The sequence below is a fragment of the Bradyrhizobium sp. BR13661 genome, from assembly GCF_029892425.1.
Classification (GTDB): domain Bacteria; phylum Pseudomonadota; class Alphaproteobacteria; order Rhizobiales; family Xanthobacteraceae; genus Bradyrhizobium.
Map to the genome: position 1 here is coordinate 69,602 of NZ_JARXWB010000015.1, position 16,970 is coordinate 86,571.

A 16,970-nucleotide genomic window follows, 5' to 3' on the forward strand; every position below is an offset into this window, starting at 1 on the left:
CACTCTCTATCAGCGCCCCGACGGGTCCCGTCGAAGCGGTTCTTTCTTATAATTATTCCAACCCATCATATGGGCCATTATGGCCGGGGGCAACATCGCCCCGGGCGCAAGGTGCCATGACGAAAAGCGAGGGTGTTCAGCCCTGTACCGCCTTGGCGAAATTCGCGAAAAACTCATCGGCCAACTTCTTGGCGGTGCCGTTGATCAGGCGCTGGCCGAGCTGCGCCAACTTGCCGCCGATCTGCGCCTCGACATCATACGAAAGCAGTGTGCCGCCGTCCTTCTCGGCGAGCTTCACCGCGGCGCCGCCCTTGGCGAAGCCGGCCACCCCGCCCTCGCCTTCGCCTGAGATCTTGTAGCCGTTCGGCGGATCGAGATCGGACAGAGTCACCTTGCCCTTGAAGCGCGCCGAGACCGGGCCGACCTTCATTTTCGCGGTAGCGCGAAAGCCGCCATCGTCGGTCTTCTCCAGCTCCTCGCAGCCAGGGATGCAGGCCTTCAGAACCGCGGGGTCGTTGAGCTTCTCCCACACGGCCTCGCGCGGCGCCGCAAGCTGGACTTCGCCGTTCATCGTCATGGCCATGGGGACCTCCGGGGATCGCAAAAGGTAGGGATGCTCAAGTAACGCACGGAGGCCGCAAAGAAAAGGGTGCCCCCCGGTCACGAGCAATGCATATTCGCAAGCGCAAAAAGTCTTGTACGGTCAGTCAGGGATTGGCAGAGCCCGATCATGGTGATTAGGTCCCGCGCAACATGAGCACAGCCCTCTCTCCCCTGCTTGCGCCAATGCTGTCGAGCGCGGCCATGCGTGCCGTCTGCGACGACCGGACCACGCTCCAGAACATGCTCGATTTCGAAGCAGCCCTGGCCCGTGCCGAGGCCGCTACGGCCGTAATTCCAGCCAGCGCGGTGGCCCCGATCGAAGCTGCCTGCAAGGCCGACACTTTCGACTTGGCCGCGCTGGCCGAGGCCGCGACCCGGTCAGGCAATCTCGCGATCCCCCTGGTCAAGATGCTGACCGCCAATGTTGGCAAGGCCGATGCCGCGGCCGCGCGCTACGTGCATTGGGGCGCGACCAGCCAGGACGTCATCGACACCGCGACCATACTGGGCTTGCGCGCTGCAATCGACGCGCTGGACGTCGATCTCAGCCGTGCCATCAAGGGCTTTGCCGCGCTCGCGCGCAGCCATCGCAACACCGCGATGGTGGCGCGGACCTGGCTCCAGCACGCGTTGCCGATGCCGTTCGGGTTGAAGGCTGCCGAATATGCCGCGAGCCTCGCCCGCGCCCGTTGCCGCCTGCGTCGACTCCGCCGCGAAGGCCTCGCCCTGCAATTCGGGGGCGCCGCCGGCACGCTCGCCGCCCTCGGGGACAAGGGGCTGGCGGTCTCCGAGCGCCTCGCACAGGAGCTGAACCTACCGCTGCCGGAAGCGCCCTGGCACACCCATCGCGACCGCATCGCCGAGGCGGCTTCGAGTTTTGCGATTCTCGCCGGAAGCTGCGGCAAGATCGCGCGCGACGTCTCGCTGATGATGCAGACCGATGTCGGCGAAGCTTTCGAGCCCGCCGGAGAAGGCCGCGGCGGCTCCTCGACCATGCCGCACAAGCGCAATCCTGTCGCGGCCGCAAGCGCGCTCGGCTGTGCGACCATGGCGCCCCAGCTCGCCGCCACGATTCTCGCCGCCCAGGTGCAGGACCACGAGCGCAGCGCCGGGCCCTGGCATGCGGAATGGCCGACACTGCCGCAATTGATGCTGGTCACCTCGGGCGCACTTGCTGCCGTCGTCGACATCGCCGAAGGCCTCGACGTCGATGCGGCGCGGATGCGCAGCAATCTCGATGCCACGCATGGGCTGATCATGGCGGAAGCCGTCACCTTTGCGCTCGCCGACAAGATCGGCAAGAGCGACGCGCATCACCTGATCGAGGCCGCGAGCAAGCGCGCGGTTGCCGAGAAGAAGCATCTGCGCGAAATTCTCGCCGCCGATTCGCAGGTCACTGCGCATCTGACGCCGGAGAAAATAGCGGCATTGTTCGAGCCGATGGCCTATCAAGGGGCCTCTCAAGTACTGATCGACCGGCTGCTCGACAGCCTCGACCGCGAATAGAGCAGCCCTGAGCGAGAATAAACGGAGACGCCGCATGCCCATGATCGATGCCGACGGTTGCCTGATCAACGTCTCCGTCGAGGGCCGTGACGGCGGGCCGACCTTGATGCTCTCCAATTCGCTCGGCTGCACACTGCAGATGTGGGAGCCGCAGATGAAAGCGCTGACGCAGGTATTCCGCGTCATCCGCTACGACCGTCGCGGCCATGGCAAGTCCAGCGTTCCGCCCGCGCCCTACACGATGGAGCGTTTTGGGCGCGACGTGCTCGCGATCCTCGATGATCTCAACATCGAGAAGGTGCATTGGTGCGGCCTGTCGATGGGCGGCATGGTCGGGCAATGGCTCGGCGCCAACGCACCCGAGCGCTTCGGCAAGCTGATCCTCGCCAACACCTCCTGCTACTACGCCGAGCCGACCAAATGGCTGGAGCGCATCGACGCCGTGAAGAAGGGCGGCATCGCCGCGGTCGCGGATGGCGTCATCGCGGGATGGCTGACGCAGGACTTCCGCGAACGCGAGCCCGATATCACCGCCAGGATGAAGGCGATGCTGCTCGCCACGCCGGTCGAAGGCTATCTCGCCTGCTGCGAAGCGCTGTCGACGCTCGACCAGCGCGCGCTGCTGTCGAAGATCAAAAGCCCGACGCTGGTGATCGCCGGCCGCCATGACGTGGCAACGCCGATCTCGGCGGGTGAATTGATCCGCTCGAACATTCCCGGCGCCAGCATGACCATCATCGACGCCGCCCACATTTCCAATGTCGAACAGCCGCACGCTTTCACAGATGCGGTGGTGGGATTCTTGACGCAGCGCTAGCCGCTATCCGGAGAAACAAGATGGACGACCAGAAGCGCCGCGATGCCGGTATGACCGTTCGCCGAAAAGTGCTGGGCAATGCCTGGGTCGACAAGTCGATCGCCAACCGCAATGCGTTCAACACCGACTTCCAGGACATGATCACACGCTATGCCTGGGGCGAGATCTGGACGCGGCCGCATTTCGACGAGCGCACGCGCCGCGTGCTCGTGATCGGCACCATGGTCGCGCTCGGGCAATGGGATGAATTCCGCCTGCATGTGCGCGCAGCGCTCGCCGAGGGCGGCTTCTCCCCCGACGACATCAAGGAAATCCTGTTGCAGCAGGCGATCTATTGCGGCGTTCCGGCGGCGAACCACGCCGTCAAGGAAGCCTCAGCGATTGTGCAGGAGCTCGGCCTGCTCAAGTCCTAGCGGCGCGGTATCCGCGAGGTCGACGGTCTTCGGCGCGGTCGCAGGCCGCTCGATCACCAGCACGATCGCCGCGCCGAGCAGGAGCAGAAGCTCGGTTGCATGCAGCCGAAGCGCGGCCAGCTCGCCGACCTTCGAGGCCATCACCATGCTGGCGAACGAGATCAGGCTGCCGATCGCGAGCGCGACACCGAGGGCCTCGTCGCTCGCCCCGCTCCTACGGGTCCGCGGAATGGCGAGCAACGCCAGGTAGATCGCGAAGAACGTCACCACGGTCAGGCGTCCGAGCGCCAGCAGCCAGGCGGCGCGCACCGTGCTCATGCCGGACATCTGAAGCTGATCGCTGAGGAACAGCGCCACGGCGACGCTCGGCCGCTCATAGAGGCCGTGCACCGGCGCCACGAAGATGTTGAAGGCGACCATCGCCCAGGCCGGAATGAAATAGGCCGCCAGCAACGCGCCGTTGATCGAGCCGATCCGCCAGTTCCTGAACATGCCGCTTTCCGCTTCGTCTGCTACCCGGGCCTTCGATGGAAGGCCGTGCCGGGAGCTAACTCGCATCGGACTGTGGCGGCAATTTAAACCCTTTGTTTACCTTAACTGGCGGCCAGCCAGTCCGCCCGACAAAAAGAGCCCCGCCCTTCGGCGGGGCCCTCCTCACGACCTCAGGTTTTCGGGCTCCTAACGCTCTTTGGCTCCGAAATTACCTGCGCTCCTGACCGTGCTGGCCGCCCTGCTGCTGGCCGGGCTTGTCGCCCTGGCGCTGCGGGTCCTGCTGCTGCTGGCCAGGCTTGTGACCACCACCCTGCTGTTGCCCGGGGTTCTGCTGCCCAGGGCTCTGGTTCTGCTGGCCCGGATTCTGGTTCTGCTGCTTCGTCATTGGGGGAACTCCCTGGTTGGACGTCAGTCAGGAGACAACTGCCAGCGGGGGTTTTGGTTGCTTTGCGGAACCCCGGTTCCTCGCAAGTGCGGAGCCGGAAGTTGACGTCCGAAACCAAAATCACCTGTACAAGCCTTTATGCCGAGGCATCCCCAGTTGCAGCCGCCAGTTCCCTCCTGTTACAAAACGAAGAACCCAAGGGCTGCCGGGCCCGAGAAGAAACGTAAGCTCTCTCTCGCACAAATCCCTTGAACCCGCGTCAGGTTTGGTAACGGCAGCCTATGGATTATTTCGCCCAGCAGCTCATCAACGGCCTCGTGCTCGGCTCCATCTACGGTCTGATCGCGATCGGCTACACGATGGTCTACGGCATCGTCGGCATGATCAATTTCGCCCATGGCGACGTCTTCATGATCGGCGGCTTCATAGCCCTCATCACCTTCCTGATCCTGATCTCGCTGGGCCTCACCGCGATTCCGGTGATCCTGCTGGTGGTGCTGCTGGTTGCGATGGCGATCACCGCGCTCTACGGCTGGACCATCGAACGCATCGCGTACCGTCCGCTGCGCCATTCCTTTCGCCTCGCGCCGATGCTGTCGGCAATCGGCATGTCCTTCGTGCTGACCAATTACTCGCAGGTGGCGCAAGGCGCGCGCGTCAAGCCGATCCCGCCCTTCATCACCGGCGGCTACACGCTGCATGAGAGCGCGGACGGCTTCGTGATCCAGCTCTCCAACATCCAGATCATGGTGGTTCTCACCACCATCGTGCTGCTTGCGATCTTCACCTGGCTGGTCTCGCGCACGCGGCTCGGGCGCGACATGCGCGCCTGCGAGCAGGACCAGACCATGGCGGCGCTTCTCGGCGTCGACGTCGACCGCACCATTTCCATGACCTTCGTGATCGGGGCTGCGCTCGCTGCCGTCGCCGGCCTGATGTACCTGCTCTATTACGGCCTGGTCGATTTCTTCATGGGCTTCGTCGCCGGCATCAAGGCCTTTACCGCGGCCGTGCTCGGCGGCATCGGCTCGCTGCCCGGCGCCATGCTGGGGGGCCTTGCGATTGGCCTGATCGAGACGTTCTGGTCGGCCTATTTCTCGGTCGAGTACAAGGACGTTGCCGCATTCTCGATCCTGATCGTCGTGCTGATCTTCATGCCGACCGGCCTGCTCGGCCGTCCCGAAGTCGAAAAAGTCTGACGGACCGCCCCGCGTGACAGCCACTCCGCACAACACCACCAACGCAAGTCGCACCGCCGGCATCCCCTTCCTTCTGAAGACAGCTTTCATCAACGCCGTGATCGCGCTGGTGCTGTTCTCGCTGATGGTCGGCATCCGCACCGAGGCCGGCTCAGACGGCCAGCTCACCTATTGGACGCGCTTCGGCGACCTCGCCTGGATCGTCGCCGCCGTGTTCGGCGGCTCGATCGTGATCGAGCTGCTCAGGCAATGGATCGGCCCGACCGGCGCCGAGAAGCTGGTGCCGGCTTCGGTCCAGAGCGGGGTGTCGTTCATCGGCCGCTACCTTGCGCCCGCGCTCCTGATTTTCGCGCTGCTGGTGCCCGTCATCTTCTATAACCAGCGCTACATCCTCGACCTCGCGATCCTCGTGCTCACCTATGTGATGCTGGGATGGGGCCTCAACGTGGTGGTCGGCCTCGCCGGCCTGCTCGATCTCGGCTATGTCGCCTTCTATGCGGTGGGCGCCTATTCCTACGCGCTGCTCGCCACCAATTTCGGCTGGTCGTTTTGGGTCTGCCTCCCGCTCGCCGGCATCCTCGCCGCCTTCTGGGGAATGCTGCTGGGCTTCCCGGTGCTGCGGCTACGCGGCGATTACCTCGCCATCGTGACGCTTGCCTTTGGCGAGATCATCCGACTCGTCATCCTCAACTGGCAGAGCCTGACAGGCGGGCCGAACGGCGTTTCCAGCATTCCGCGTCCCACCCTGTTCGGAATCCCGCTCGACAACAGCGACGACGGGCTCGCCGCAAAGCTCGGCATCGAGTATTCGCCGACCCACCGCATCGTCTTCCTGTTCTATCTGATCCTGGCGCTGGCGCTGCTGACCAACTGGGTGACAATCCGCCTGCGCCGCCTGCCGATCGGACGCGCCTGGGAAGCGCTGCGCGAGGACGAGGTCGCCTGCCGTGCGCTCGGCATCAACACCACGACCACCAAGCTCACGGCGTTTGCCACCGGCGCCATGTTCGGCGGCTTTGCCGGTGCGTTCTTCGCGACCCGCCAGGGCTTCATCAGCCCGGAATCCTTTACCTTCCAGGAATCTGCATTGGTGCTCGCCATCGTCGTGCTCGGCGGCATGGGCTCGCAGCTCGGCGTCGCGCTTGCCGCACTCACCATGATCGGCGGGTTCGAGCTGTTCCGCGGCCTCGAGACCTACCGCATGCTAGTGTTCGGCTGGGCCATGGTGCTGATCATGATCTGGCGGCCGCGCGGCATTATCGGCCATCGCGCACCGACCGTCTATCTGAAGAAGGCGCAGGCCATCTCCTCCGACCTCGTCAAGGAAGGCCACGGATGAGCGACGAACGTATCCTCAGCGTCGATCAGCTCAGCATGCGTTTCGGCGGCATCATTGCCGTGCAGGGCCTGTCGTTCGCGGCGGACCGGCGCAAGATCACGGCACTGATCGGACCGAACGGTGCCGGCAAGACCACCGTCTTCAACTGTATCACCGGCTTCTACAAGCCGACCGGCGGCGCCATCCGCCTCACCCATGACGACGGCAGGGAAATCGCGCTCGAGCGGCTCAACGACTTCCGCATCGCCAAGCAGGCCAAGGTCGCGCGCACCTTCCAGAATATCCGCCTGTTTCCGGGGATGACCGTGCTGGAAAACCTGATGGTGGCGCAGCACAACATGTTGATGCTCGCCTCCGGCTTCACCTTCCTCGGCCTGATAGGGGCACCGAACTACCGCAGTGCGGAAGCGCAGGCGATCGATCGCGCCACCGATTGGCTGAAGCGGGTCAGCCTGCTCGATCGTGCCGACGATGCGGCCGGCAATCTCGCCTATGGCGACCAGCGAAGGCTCGAGATCGCCCGCGCGATGTGCACCGAGCCCGCGCTGCTCTGCCTGGACGAGCCCGCCGCCGGCTTGAATGCGCGCGAGAGCGCCGCGCTCAGCGAGCTCTTGCTGTCGATCCGCAACGAGCTCGGAACATCGATCCTCCTGATCGAGCATGACATGTCCGTCGTGATGGAGATCTCGGACCACATCGTGGTGATGGACCACGGCGTGAAGATCGCGCAAGGCACGCCGCAGGAGGTGCGCGACGATCCCAAGGTGATCGCCGCCTATCTTGGTACCGACGAGGACGAAGCTGCGGCGGTGATGGAGAGCGGGTCGTGACATCTGCCACTCCTCTGCTCGCGATCCGCGGCTTGCGCGCGGCCTACGGCAAGATCGAGGCCTTGAAGGGCGTCGACATCGAGATCAATGCCGGCGAGATCGTTGCGATGATCGGAGCGAACGGCGCCGGCAAGTCGACGCTGATGATGACGATCTTCGGCAAGCCGCGGGCCCGTGCCGGACAGATCCTGTACGAGGGCAAGGACATCACTGAGGTCCCGACCCACGAGATCGCCCATTTGCGCATCGCGCAGTCGCCGGAAGGCCGCCGCATCTTCCCGCGGATGAGCGTCGCCGAGAACCTCCAGATGGGGGCCGACGTCACCGAGAGCACGCCGGCGGAGCGAGAGAGCACGCTGGAGCGCGTGTTCGCCCTGTTTCCCCGCCTGAAGGAACGTTTCAGCCAGCGCGGCGGAACCCTGTCCGGCGGCGAGCAGCAGATGCTGGCGATCGGCCGTGCCTTGATGAGCCGACCTCGCCTGCTCCTGCTCGATGAACCCTCGCTCGGGCTCGCCCCGCTGATCGCGCGGCAGATTTTCGACGCGATCCGCACGCTGAACAGGCAGGACGGCTTGACCGTGCTGATCGTCGAGCAGAACGCCAACCACGCCCTGAAGCTCGCCCATCGCGGCTATGTCATGGTCAATGGCCTGATCACGCTCGCAGGCAGCGGCACCGAATTGCTGCAGCGCCCGGAAATCCGCGCCGCTTATCTGGAAGGTGGCCGGCACGCCTGACCGGGCCCACCCCTGCGCGAGAATGCGGCTACATATCTTTGCCTATGCCCGTATTTTGCCGGTGACTTCTCCGTAAATTCATTCAAGAATGGGGCCGGTTTGAACCGGGCCTACGCCTGGCAACTCCCAGCAGACGATCACCCGCGAGGTATCTCATGAAATCACTGAAGCTCATCGGTCTGGCATTTGGCGCGTCCGTCGCACTGTCGACGGCAGCGTTTGCGCAGGATATCACCATCGCAGTTGCGGGCCCGATGACCGGCACCGAGTCCGCCTTCGGCCGCCAGATGAAGAACGGCGCCGACCTGGCGGTGGCGGATATCAACGCCGCCGGCGGCGTCAACGGCAAGAAGCTCGCGCTCAATGCCGAAGACGACGCCTGCGATCCGAAGCAGGCGCGCTCGGTGGCGGAAAAGATCGCCGGCGCCAAGATCCCGTTCGTCGCCGGCCATTTCTGCTCGTCGTCCTCGATCCCGGCCTCAGAAGCCTATGCGGATGGCAACGTCCTGCAGATCACCCCGGCTTCGACCAACCCGCTCTTCACCGAGCGCAAGCTGTGGAACGTGGCCCGGGTTTGCGGCCGCGACGACCAGCAGGGCCTGATCGCCGCGCAGTACATCGCCAAGAACTACAAGGGCAAGAACATCGCGATCCTCAACGACAAGACCACCTACGGCAAGGGTCTTGCCGACGAGACCAAGAAGGCGCTCAACAAGGCCGGCATCACCGAGAAGCTCTACGAGAGCTACAACAAGGGCGACAAGGACTTCAACGCGATCGTCTCGCGTCTGAAGAAGGAGAATATCGACCTCGTCTATGTCGGCGGCTACCATCAGGAAGCCGGCCTCATCCTGCGCCAGATGCGCGACCAGGGCCTCAAGACGGTGCTGATGTCGGGCGATGCGCTCGCCGACAAGGAGTATGCCTCCATCACCGGCCCCGCCGGCGAAGGCACGCTGTTCACTTTCGGTCCCGATCCGCGCAACAAGCCGACCGCCAAGAAGATCGTCGATGCCTTCAAGGCCAAGGGCATCGATCCGGAAGGCTATACGCTCTATACCTACGCTGCGCTGCAGGTCTGGACGCAGGCGGTCAAGAAGGCCGGCACCACCGACGCCAAGAAGGTCATGGAAACCATCAAGGCCGGCAAGTGGGATACGGTGCTCGGGCCGATCGAAATTGACGCCAAGGGCGACCTCAAGCAGATCGACTATGTCGTCTACAAGTGGGACGCCAAGGGCAATTACGCCGAACTCGGCGCCAAGGGCTCTTAGTCAAGCGGGGCTCCCTCGTCAGGGATCGATCAGACGATCCGAACGCCCTGCCATCGCGATCACGCCCCGGTTCGCCGGGGCGTTTTCTTTTGCCACGCCGTCAGACGGCCGCGGACAGTTCGCCGCCCGCGGCCTGCGCCCTGCGGAGCGCCTGCAGCAGGTCGTTCGGCCGAAACGGCTTTTGCAGGCCGACCACGCCATCGAGGCCGGGTGCCTCGCCCATGAAATCCAGTGTCGTCATGCCGGAGACGGCAACGATCGGAAAACCGGGAATTCGCTCGCGGATGGCGGCCATGACCTCAACGCCGCTGGTATCGGCCAGGAAAATGTCGACAATCGCTGCATCGAAAACACTCTCGCTGAAGGCCTTCAGCCCGGCAGAGCCGCTCTCCGCTTCAACCACGTCAATATGGTTGACCCGAAGGACAATCGAGACCATCGCGCGTACGTCCTTTTGGTCATCGATAACGAGGACACGGGGCATGGGAACAACTCCCGGATTCTTATCATTAACAACTTCAATTCAACGAGGCATGCGCAGGCAGTATGGGATCGTCCAGTAAAGCCAACCTTACCGATTCCCTATTCCGATACCCTGTCCGAGTTAAGTAAGCTGTAACCCTCGGTTGAGTCGCGGACGGATCCCCTCAAGACACGCGCCCGGAGCCGGCTACCATAGACGCCAAGGCCGAAATGCCATGCCGCCGGCCAACGAAATCACGTGGACTACCCCATGACGACCCAGCGAGAGGTCAACGTGCACGCAAAGAACGACCGAAGCACTTTCCTCTCGACCTTGCCAGCCATGCAGAGCGACCGCACGGCAGCATTAGCAATTGTCGGCGTCTCCGCGGTCCTGTTCACGCTAGCCGTCCCTTTCGCGGGGACGCCGCTGATCCAAGTCCCGGCCTTCGTGTCGAGTTATCAATCGGCACTCGCCGTCTGCGACATCATCACCGCGGTTCTGCTGTTATCACAATTCGCCGTCCTGCGCAGCCGCGCGCTGCTGTTGCTGTCGACCGGGTATCTGTTCACCGCCGCGGCGGCAGTGACCCATTCCCTCACCTTCCCCGGGCTGTTCGCCCCCAACGGGCTGCTGGGCGCGGGCACGCAGACCACGGCCTGGCTCTACATGGTCTGGCACGGCGGGTTTCCTTTGTTCGTGCTGGCTTATGGCTGGCTGAAGGACGGCAACGGCGGCAACAGGATCGATGGGCCGACCGGGCGTACGATCATGCTCGCTGTCCTAGGTGTGATCGTGGCGATGATCGCGATCGGCTGGGTCGTCACCGCGCAGCACGATCTGCTGCCAGTACTCCTGAAGGACGGCCGCTACACCACCACGATGATCGGCGTGGTGTCGTTCGTCTGGTCCTTGAGCTTCGCGGCGTTGATCACGCTATGGTTCCGCAGGCCGCATACCGTGATCGACATCTGGTTGATGGTCACGATGTGCGCCTGGCTGTTCGACATCGCGCTGTCGGCGATCGTCAATGTCGCCCGCTACGATCTCGGCTTCTACGCCGGCCGCCTCTACGGCCTCTGCGCCGCGGGCTTCGTGCTCGCCGTGCTCCTGGTCGAGAATGTCCGCCTCCAGGCGAGCACGATGGGGCTCGTGGGCCGCTTGCGCGAACAATCGGCGTCCGATCGCGACTATTACGCCAAGCGCCTCGCGCTCTACGGCGCGGTGGTCGAGTCCTCCAATGATGCCATCATCACCGAATCGCTCGACGGCCTCATCACGGGTTGGAACCGGGCCGCCGAACGCCTGTTCGGCTATTCGGCCACGGAGGCCGTCGGCCAGTCGATCGACCTCGTGGTGCCGGAAGACCGGAGGGCCGAAGCCAGGGGCATTATCAACCGCATCAGCAGCAACGAGTCGATCGCCCAGCACGAGACGGTCCGCATCGGCAAGGACGGACGCCGGATCGACGTCGTTCTGAACGTCTCGCCGCTGCGAGCGGACAATGGCGAGATCATCGGCGCATCCAAGATCGCCCACGACATCACCGAGGAGAAGCAATCGCGAGAGAAGCTGCGCCGCGAGATCGAAGAACGCGAGCGCATCTTCGAGACCTCACAGGATCTGATCCTGGTCACCGACGGATATGGCAATTTCGTCCAGGTCAGCCCCAGCGTGAAGAGCATTCTCGGCTTCAGCCCGGAGGATTTCATCGGCCACAGCGCGACGGAGTTCATCCACCCCGACGACCTCGAAAGGACGCGGAGCGAAATGCGCACGGCACGGCGCGGTCAAACCAAGCGTAGCTTCGAAGCGCGCTATTACCACTATGACGGCCACGAGGTTTCGCTGAACTGGGTCGGAAACTGGTCAGAACCGGTCAAGCGCCATTTCTTCATCGGCCGCGACCTGACCGAGAAGCAGGCCGCGGAAGCCCAGTTCCGGCAAGCGCAGAAGATGGATTCGATCGGGCAATTGACCGGCGGCGTCGCCCACGATTTCAACAACGTGCTCACGGTCATCACCGGCACGATCGGCATCCTGGCGGATGCGGTCGCCGACCGGCCCGAGCTTGCCGCCATCACCAAGCTGATCGACGATGCCGCCGAGCGCGGCGCGCAGCTCACGAAGCACCTCCTCGCCTTCGCCCGCAAGCAGCCGCTGCAGCCTCGGGAAATCGACGTCAACGCGCTGACGCTCGAGGCTGCCAAGCTGTTGCACCCGACACTCGGCGAGCAGATCAACATCCTGCCGCAGCTCACCGAGGACGCCTGGCCTGCTCTGGTCGATCCGGGCCAGCTCTCCACCGCGATCCTCAATCTCGCGCTGAATGCGCGAGATGCCATGCCCGACGGCGGCACGTTGGTGCTCGAGACCCGCAACATCTTCCTCGACGACGGCTACGCGAGCATGAACCCGGACGTCGTCGCCGGTAATTACGTGATGATCGCGGTCAGCGACACCGGCACTGGAATTCCGGCGGCCCTGATCGAGCGCGTGTTCGATCCCTTCTTCACCACCAAGGAAGTCGGCAAAGGCACGGGCCTTGGGCTGAGCATGGTGTTCGGCTTCGTCAAGCAGTCCGGCGGACACATCAAGATCTACAGCGAGGAAAGCCACGGCACGAGCGTGAAGATCTACCTGCCCCGATCCACGGGCGTGCAGGAGACCGAATACGAGGCACTGCAGAACGTACCCATCACCGGCGGCGACGAGAAGATCCTGATCGTCGAGGACGACGCGCTGGTGCGGCAGTATGTCGTGACCCAGGTCAAAAGCCTCGGCTACGCGGCGCTCGAAGCGGCCAATGCCGCCGAAGCGCTCGTCATCATCGATGCCGACAAGGACATCGACCTGCTCTTCACCGACATCATCATGCCCGGCGACATGAACGGCCGCCAGCTCGCCGACGAGGCGGCGCGGCGACGGCCGGAGCTGAAGACGCTATTCACCTCGGGCTACACGGAAAACGCCATCGTCCATCACGGCCGGCTCGATTCCGGCGTGCTATTGCTGGCCAAGCCCTACCGCAAGTCCGAACTCGCCAGGATGCTCAGGACGGCGCTGGCGAGTTGAGCCTGCCGCTCGCGTACGCTATCGCTGAGCGATGCTAGCCGCATGGAGTGCCGTCCTTGAAAAACCTCCTCACCGATATCGCCGGCGTTCGCGTCGGCCATGCCCATGACGCCAAGCTCGCCTCTGGCGCGACGGCGATCGTGTTCGACCAGCCGGCGGTAGCGGCGATCGACATCCGCGGCGGCGGCCCGGGCACGCGCGAGGACGCGTTGCTCGGCCTTGCCAACACGGTCGAGCGCGTTGACGCGATCGCGCTGTCGGGAGGCTCGGCGTTCGGGATCGAGACCGGCGGCGGCGTGCAGGCCTGGCTCGCCGAGCAGGGCCGCGGCTTCCGCGTCCGCGAGGCTCTGATCCCGATCGTGCCGGGTGCGATCCTGTTCGATCTGCTCAACGGCGGCGACAAGGCGTGGGGCCGCTTTCCGCCCTATCGCGAGCTCGGCTACGCCGCAGCGGCCGCCGCAGGGGCGGAGTTTGCACTCGGCAGCGTCGGCGCAGGGCTCGGTGCCACCACCGCAACATTCAAAGGCGGACTCGGCTCGGCATCCGCCGTCACCAGCAGCGGCGTCAAGGTCGCGGCGATCATCGCCGTGAATGCGGTGGGCAGCACCACCGTCGGCGACGGACCGTGGTTTTGGGCGGCGCCGTTCGAGATCGACGGCGAATTCGGCGGCCGCGGACTGCCCGACAAATTCACCGAGGACATGCTCAGGATGCGCATCAAGGGTGGCCCTGCTGCGACCGAGCGCGAGAACACCACGATCGGCGTCGTCGTCACCGATGCGGTGCTGACCAAGCCCCAGGCCAAGCGGCTGGCGATGATCGCACACACTGGCTTTGCGCGCGCGATCTATCCAGTGCACGCCCCGACCGACGGCGACGTGCTGTTCGCCGCAGCGACATGCGAAAAGCCGATCGATCCGATCGTCGGCCTCACCGAGCTCGGCATGGTCGCCGCCAACGTGGTCGCACGCGCGATCGCCCGCGGCATCTACGGCGCAACCGCGCTGCCGTTTGCCGGCGCGCAGCCGGCGTGGAAGGATCGGTTCGGCGCGTAAGGAATGCGCGCCTCTCTCCCGCGCACGCGTCATCGCCCGGCGAAGGCCGGACGACGGTTGCAGGACATCACTTCTTCGGCCGCGGCGCAGATGGAGCTGGCGGCGAGGCCTGCGGTCCACAGTCCTTGTTTGATGACTGGTCGACCAGCACTTGAACCGTCCCGGTGTCGGACTCGACCCGTGAGACGCCCGTGGTCATGTCGACTAGCAGGCGCGAACCGCGGATCACGCTCTTGCATTGACTGAGCACCACGCCGCCGGCCAGGGTGATCAGATTGGTCCTGGTGTCGAAAATGGCGCTCTCGCCCGTTGCGATCTGATCCTTTTGGACCACCACGACGTTGCCCCTCGCCTCCAGCCGGCGGATCGACGAACTTCCATCAGGTCCCGGCGTTGCTGATTGTAGCGGCGCAGCGCTGGCCTTTCCGTTTGTCGGGGTCGAGCTCGAATCGTAGAACACGACAAGCCTCCTGGACGTCATCGTGGTGTCGCCCTGCACCACCTTCACCTTGCCTGAAAAGGTTGCTTCGCCCTTTTTATGGCGCAGCTCAAGCGATGCCGCCTCGATGCTGATGCGCTGGTCCCGGTTCTGCGCAAATCCCTGCATGGCATTGGGGACATTCGTGGCCGGCCCCTGCGTAGCAGCCTCGCAATAGACGATGGAAGCGATGAGCGCGAAAAGCGTCAACATCGAGAGATGCGCGAAGCGGCGGCGAAAATTGGTGGGCAGATCGGCCAAATTCCCGGACATGCTCCATCATTACGAAGAATTCGTTCAGATGGGAATGGAATTGGTTGCTTTCGCCCTTGTAGACCACTTCTGGCTGGTGTCGGCGTGCGTGATCGCATGCCGACAGATTGAGTCCACGACGCCCCGGTAAGACTGCTTACACGCTCATCGACATCGTGGAAGCCGCGGATCCCGACGATCCTTGCGTCTGGTTCTGCATCATCTGTGCGAACCAGTCATAGGGCGTGTTGCCAGCGCCGGAACCATTCGAAGAGCTGGAAGCGCCCGGCACGGTCGTCGACATCTTGAAGCCGTCGGCATAGGTGACGGTGGTGGTAGTCGACCCGTCGGCGCCGGTCGTGGTGGTCGAGGTCGATCCGCCGCTCGACGATGACGACGAGGAATCCGAGCCGCTGCCGGATGCATCACCGGAGCCGCTCGCGGCCTCGGCGTGGTGGTGGCCGCCATGATGACCGCCGGCACCCTTCAGCGCCTTCGACATCTCATCGAGACTGACGCTGCCGTCCGAATTGGTATCGAGCTTGGAGAACACGTCGTCGGCCTTCGCCAGATTGGTGCCGCCGGCGCCCAGTGCGTTCTCGAATTCCGACTTGGTGACCTTGCCGTCGCCATTCGCGTCGATCTGTGAGAACAGATCTTTCAGAGCAGCGTCGCGGCTCGTCGAAGTCGTGGAACTGGTCGCGCTGCCGCTCGAGTCCGACGACTTGCTCTGCGCCGCGAACAGCGCATTCATCGTCTCCGGCGAGATCTGCGGATAATAGCCCGCATTCGCCCACGCGGTCGCACTGCTGTTCGTGCTGCTGTTGCTGGTGTTGCTGCTGTCGATCGCAAATGGATTGGTCGTCGCGCTTTGCGACGATCCTGTCTGCTGCGTCGAGGACGATTTCGAGCTCGTCAGCGATTGAATGGCATCAAGCGCACTCGAGACGGCGCCAAGCGCAAACAACATTGCACAACTCCAACCCTTGCGGCATGCCGCGGCCAATGTTCTGGCTGTTAAGGTCAGCAAGCGTCGTGCCAGCGCGAAAAGCTCAATGAAATCCGCATCTGCCGTGCTTTGCAGGGTGCGGGAACAGCGGCAATTCATGCCGCCGGCGGCAGAAATTTCCGCCCACAGGAAGCTGCTCCTCCCTGCATTGCCCGGCCGGAAGGCCCATGTTAGGCGAGGCCATTCGCCCCTCGGCCGCCACGGGAAACCGCGTCATGACCCAAACCTTCGCCCCCCGCCCCCTGGCAATCGCGCCCTCGATCCTGGCCTCGGATTTCTCCAAGCTCGGCGAGGAGGTTCGCGCGGTGGATGCGGCTGGTGCCGACTGGATCCATCTCGACGTGATGGACGGGCATTTCGTTCCGAACATCTCCTACGGCCCCGATGTCATCAAGGCCATGCGTCCGCACACCAGGAAAGTGTTCGACGCGCATCTGATGATCTCGCCCTGCGATCCCTACCTCGAGGCCTTCGCCAAGGCCGGCTGCGACCACATCACCGTGCATGCCGAGGCCGGCCCGCATTTGCACCGCTCACTGCAGGCGATCCGCGCGCTCGGCAAGAAAGCCGGCGTCTCGCTCAATCCGGGCACGCCGATCAGCGTGCTCGAATATGTGCTCGACCTGGTCGATCTCGTGCTGGTGATGTCGGTCAATCCCGGCTTCGGCGGCCAGGCCTTCATCCCGTCCGCGATCGGCAAGATCCGCGACATCCGCGCGATGACGGCGGGACGGCCAATCGACATCGAGGTTGACGGCGGCGTCGGTCCCGACGTTGCTGGCGCGCTTGCGGCAGCCGGCGCCAATGCTTTCGTCGCCGGCACCTCCGTGTTCAAGGGCGGCACGCAGGACGCCTACAAGAACAATATAGCAGCGATCCGCAACGCGGCGCTCGGGGCGCGCGGCGAAGCGATCTGAAGCGCAAATTCGCCCGCAAATCTGCGGTTCTTACGGGGATTGCGGCGCGCAATGCCTAAAATTGCAACCACGATCCGTACTCCTCCGGGCTTCCCTGATTCGCGCAAATCACCGCTAGTGATTCCT

At 64.0% G+C, this 16,970-nt stretch carries 17 protein-coding genes; 11 read left to right on the top strand and 6 right to left on the bottom strand.

The window, feature by feature from the left end; all coding sequences use genetic code 11:
• Positions 1–136: 136 nt before the first annotated feature.
• Complete coding sequence (locus M2427_RS23815) at positions 137–583, bottom strand: carbon monoxide dehydrogenase subunit G (RefSeq protein WP_280709166.1); 447 nt, start codon at positions 581–583, stop codon at positions 137–139.
• A 170-nt stretch (positions 584–753) separates the two neighbouring features.
• Here M2427_RS23815 and M2427_RS23820 point away from each other — a divergent pair, with 170 nt between their 5' ends.
• The 3 genes from M2427_RS23820 to M2427_RS23830 are packed head-to-tail and all read left to right on the top strand — an operon-like array spanning position 754 to position 3,339.
• A complete protein-coding gene (locus tag M2427_RS23820) occupies positions 754–2,109 on the top strand; it encodes a 3-carboxy-cis,cis-muconate cycloisomerase (protein WP_280709167.1) in 1,356 nt (451 codons plus the stop codon).
• Between the two features lie 34 nt (positions 2,110–2,143).
• Entirely contained in the window at positions 2,144–2,926 is a 783-nt protein-coding gene (gene pcaD, locus M2427_RS23825; protein ID WP_280709169.1) for a 3-oxoadipate enol-lactonase, read from the top strand.
• 20 nt (positions 2,927–2,946) lie between these two features.
• On the top strand, positions 2,947–3,339 hold the full coding sequence (locus M2427_RS23830; RefSeq protein ID WP_280709170.1) for a carboxymuconolactone decarboxylase family protein: 393 nt from the start codon (positions 2,947–2,949) through the stop codon (positions 3,337–3,339).
• Here the strand turns inward: M2427_RS23830 and M2427_RS23835 are convergent.
• A complete protein-coding gene (locus M2427_RS23835; protein ID WP_280709171.1) occupies positions 3,301–3,831 on the bottom strand; it encodes a hypothetical protein in 531 nt (176 codons plus the stop codon). The two genes, M2427_RS23830 and M2427_RS23835, sit on opposite strands and share 39 nt — an antisense overlap.
• A gap of 208 nt (positions 3,832–4,039) precedes the next feature.
• Positions 4,040–4,216 (bottom strand): hypothetical protein, encoded by a 177-nt coding sequence (locus M2427_RS23840; RefSeq protein ID WP_280709172.1) that lies wholly within the window; start codon positions 4,214–4,216, stop codon positions 4,040–4,042.
• A gap of 281 nt (positions 4,217–4,497) precedes the next feature.
• On the opposite strand from M2427_RS23840, the gene M2427_RS23845 reads away from it, so the two are divergent.
• The 5 genes from M2427_RS23845 to M2427_RS23865 all read left to right on the top strand — a co-directional run bounded on the left by M2427_RS23845 (position 4,498) and on the right by M2427_RS23865 (position 9,595).
• The gene (locus tag M2427_RS23845; RefSeq protein WP_280709173.1) at positions 4,498–5,415 is read left to right on the top strand and encodes a branched-chain amino acid ABC transporter permease LivH; all 918 of its coding nucleotides are present in this window, start codon (positions 4,498–4,500) and stop codon (positions 5,413–5,415) included.
• Between the two features lie 13 nt (positions 5,416–5,428).
• A complete protein-coding gene (livM, locus tag M2427_RS23850; protein WP_280709174.1) occupies positions 5,429–6,754 on the top strand; it encodes a high-affinity branched-chain amino acid ABC transporter permease LivM in 1,326 nt (441 codons plus the stop codon).
• Positions 6,751–7,584, top strand: a complete 834-nt coding sequence (locus tag M2427_RS23855; RefSeq protein ID WP_280709175.1) for an ATP-binding cassette domain-containing protein — start codon at positions 6,751–6,753, stop codon at positions 7,582–7,584. Before livM ends, M2427_RS23855 begins: the two co-directional genes overlap by 4 nt.
• Entirely contained in the window at positions 7,581–8,321 is a 741-nt protein-coding gene (locus M2427_RS23860; protein WP_280709176.1) for an ABC transporter ATP-binding protein, read from the top strand. The genes M2427_RS23855 and M2427_RS23860 overlap by 4 nt, the downstream gene beginning before the upstream one ends.
• A gap of 155 nt (positions 8,322–8,476) precedes the next feature.
• Positions 8,477–9,595: a branched-chain amino acid ABC transporter substrate-binding protein gene (locus M2427_RS23865; protein ID WP_280709177.1), complete on the top strand. Its 1,119-nt coding sequence runs from the start codon at positions 8,477–8,479 to the stop codon at positions 9,593–9,595.
• 100 nt (positions 9,596–9,695) lie between these two features.
• Here the strand turns inward: M2427_RS23865 and M2427_RS23870 are convergent, their stop codons facing one another.
• Positions 9,696–10,079: a response regulator gene (locus M2427_RS23870; protein ID WP_280709178.1), complete on the bottom strand. Its 384-nt coding sequence runs from the start codon at positions 10,077–10,079 to the stop codon at positions 9,696–9,698.
• A gap of 249 nt (positions 10,080–10,328) precedes the next feature.
• On the opposite strand from M2427_RS23870, the gene M2427_RS23875 reads away from it, so the two are divergent.
• Both M2427_RS23875 and M2427_RS23880 read left to right on the top strand, forming a co-directional pair.
• Entirely contained in the window at positions 10,329–13,133 is a 2,805-nt protein-coding gene (locus M2427_RS23875) for a PAS domain S-box protein (RefSeq protein WP_280709180.1), read from the top strand.
• Between the two features lie 56 nt (positions 13,134–13,189).
• Positions 13,190–14,188 carry a P1 family peptidase gene (locus tag M2427_RS23880; RefSeq protein ID WP_280709182.1) on the top strand — a complete coding sequence of 333 codons (999 nt, stop codon included), beginning with the start codon at positions 13,190–13,192 and terminating at the stop codon, positions 14,186–14,188.
• Positions 14,189–14,255: 67 nt separating this feature from the next.
• Here M2427_RS23880 and M2427_RS23885 read toward each other — a convergent pair whose 3' ends face one another.
• Positions 14,256–14,939 (bottom strand): LptA/OstA family protein, encoded by a 684-nt coding sequence (locus M2427_RS23885; RefSeq protein ID WP_280709183.1) that lies wholly within the window; start codon positions 14,937–14,939, stop codon positions 14,256–14,258.
• Between the two features lie 136 nt (positions 14,940–15,075).
• A complete protein-coding gene (locus M2427_RS23890; protein WP_280709184.1) occupies positions 15,076–15,888 on the bottom strand; it encodes an EF-hand domain-containing protein in 813 nt (270 codons plus the stop codon).
• Between the two features lie 254 nt (positions 15,889–16,142).
• Here M2427_RS23890 and rpe point away from each other — a divergent pair, with 254 nt between their 5' ends.
• Complete coding sequence (gene rpe / locus M2427_RS23895; protein ID WP_280709185.1) at positions 16,143–16,844, top strand: ribulose-phosphate 3-epimerase; 702 nt, start codon at positions 16,143–16,145, stop codon at positions 16,842–16,844.
• Positions 16,845–16,970 lie beyond the last annotated feature (126 nt).

Excerpts from the sequence above, each read along its gene's own strand:
- M2427_RS23815 (WP_280709166.1), bottom strand. The coding sequence starts at position 583 with ATGGCCATGACGATGAACGGCGAAGTCCAGCTTGCGGCGCCGCGCGAG.
- M2427_RS23820 (WP_280709167.1), top strand. The coding sequence starts at position 754 with ATGAGCACAGCCCTCTCTCCCCTGCTTGCGCCAATGCTGTCGAGCGCG.
- pcaD (WP_280709169.1), top strand. The coding sequence starts at position 2,144 with ATGCCCATGATCGATGCCGACGGTTGCCTGATCAACGTCTCCGTCGAG.
- M2427_RS23830 (WP_280709170.1), top strand. The coding sequence starts at position 2,947 with ATGGACGACCAGAAGCGCCGCGATGCCGGTATGACCGTTCGCCGAAAA.
- M2427_RS23835 (WP_280709171.1), bottom strand. The coding sequence starts at position 3,831 with ATGTTCAGGAACTGGCGGATCGGCTCGATCAACGGCGCGTTGCTGGCG.
- M2427_RS23840 (WP_280709172.1), bottom strand. The coding sequence starts at position 4,216 with ATGACGAAGCAGCAGAACCAGAATCCGGGCCAGCAGAACCAGAGCCCT.
- M2427_RS23845 (WP_280709173.1), top strand. The coding sequence starts at position 4,498 with ATGGATTATTTCGCCCAGCAGCTCATCAACGGCCTCGTGCTCGGCTCC.
- M2427_RS23855 (WP_280709175.1), top strand. The coding sequence starts at position 6,751 with ATGAGCGACGAACGTATCCTCAGCGTCGATCAGCTCAGCATGCGTTTC.
- M2427_RS23865 (WP_280709177.1), top strand. The coding sequence starts at position 8,477 with ATGAAATCACTGAAGCTCATCGGTCTGGCATTTGGCGCGTCCGTCGCA.
- M2427_RS23870 (WP_280709178.1), bottom strand. The coding sequence starts at position 10,079 with ATGCCCCGTGTCCTCGTTATCGATGACCAAAAGGACGTACGCGCGATG.
- M2427_RS23875 (WP_280709180.1), top strand. The coding sequence starts at position 10,329 with ATGACGACCCAGCGAGAGGTCAACGTGCACGCAAAGAACGACCGAAGC.
- M2427_RS23885 (WP_280709183.1), bottom strand. The coding sequence starts at position 14,939 with ATGTCCGGGAATTTGGCCGATCTGCCCACCAATTTTCGCCGCCGCTTC.
- M2427_RS23890 (WP_280709184.1), bottom strand. The coding sequence starts at position 15,888 with ATGTTGTTTGCGCTTGGCGCCGTCTCGAGTGCGCTTGATGCCATTCAA.
- rpe (WP_280709185.1), top strand. The coding sequence starts at position 16,143 with ATGACCCAAACCTTCGCCCCCCGCCCCCTGGCAATCGCGCCCTCGATC.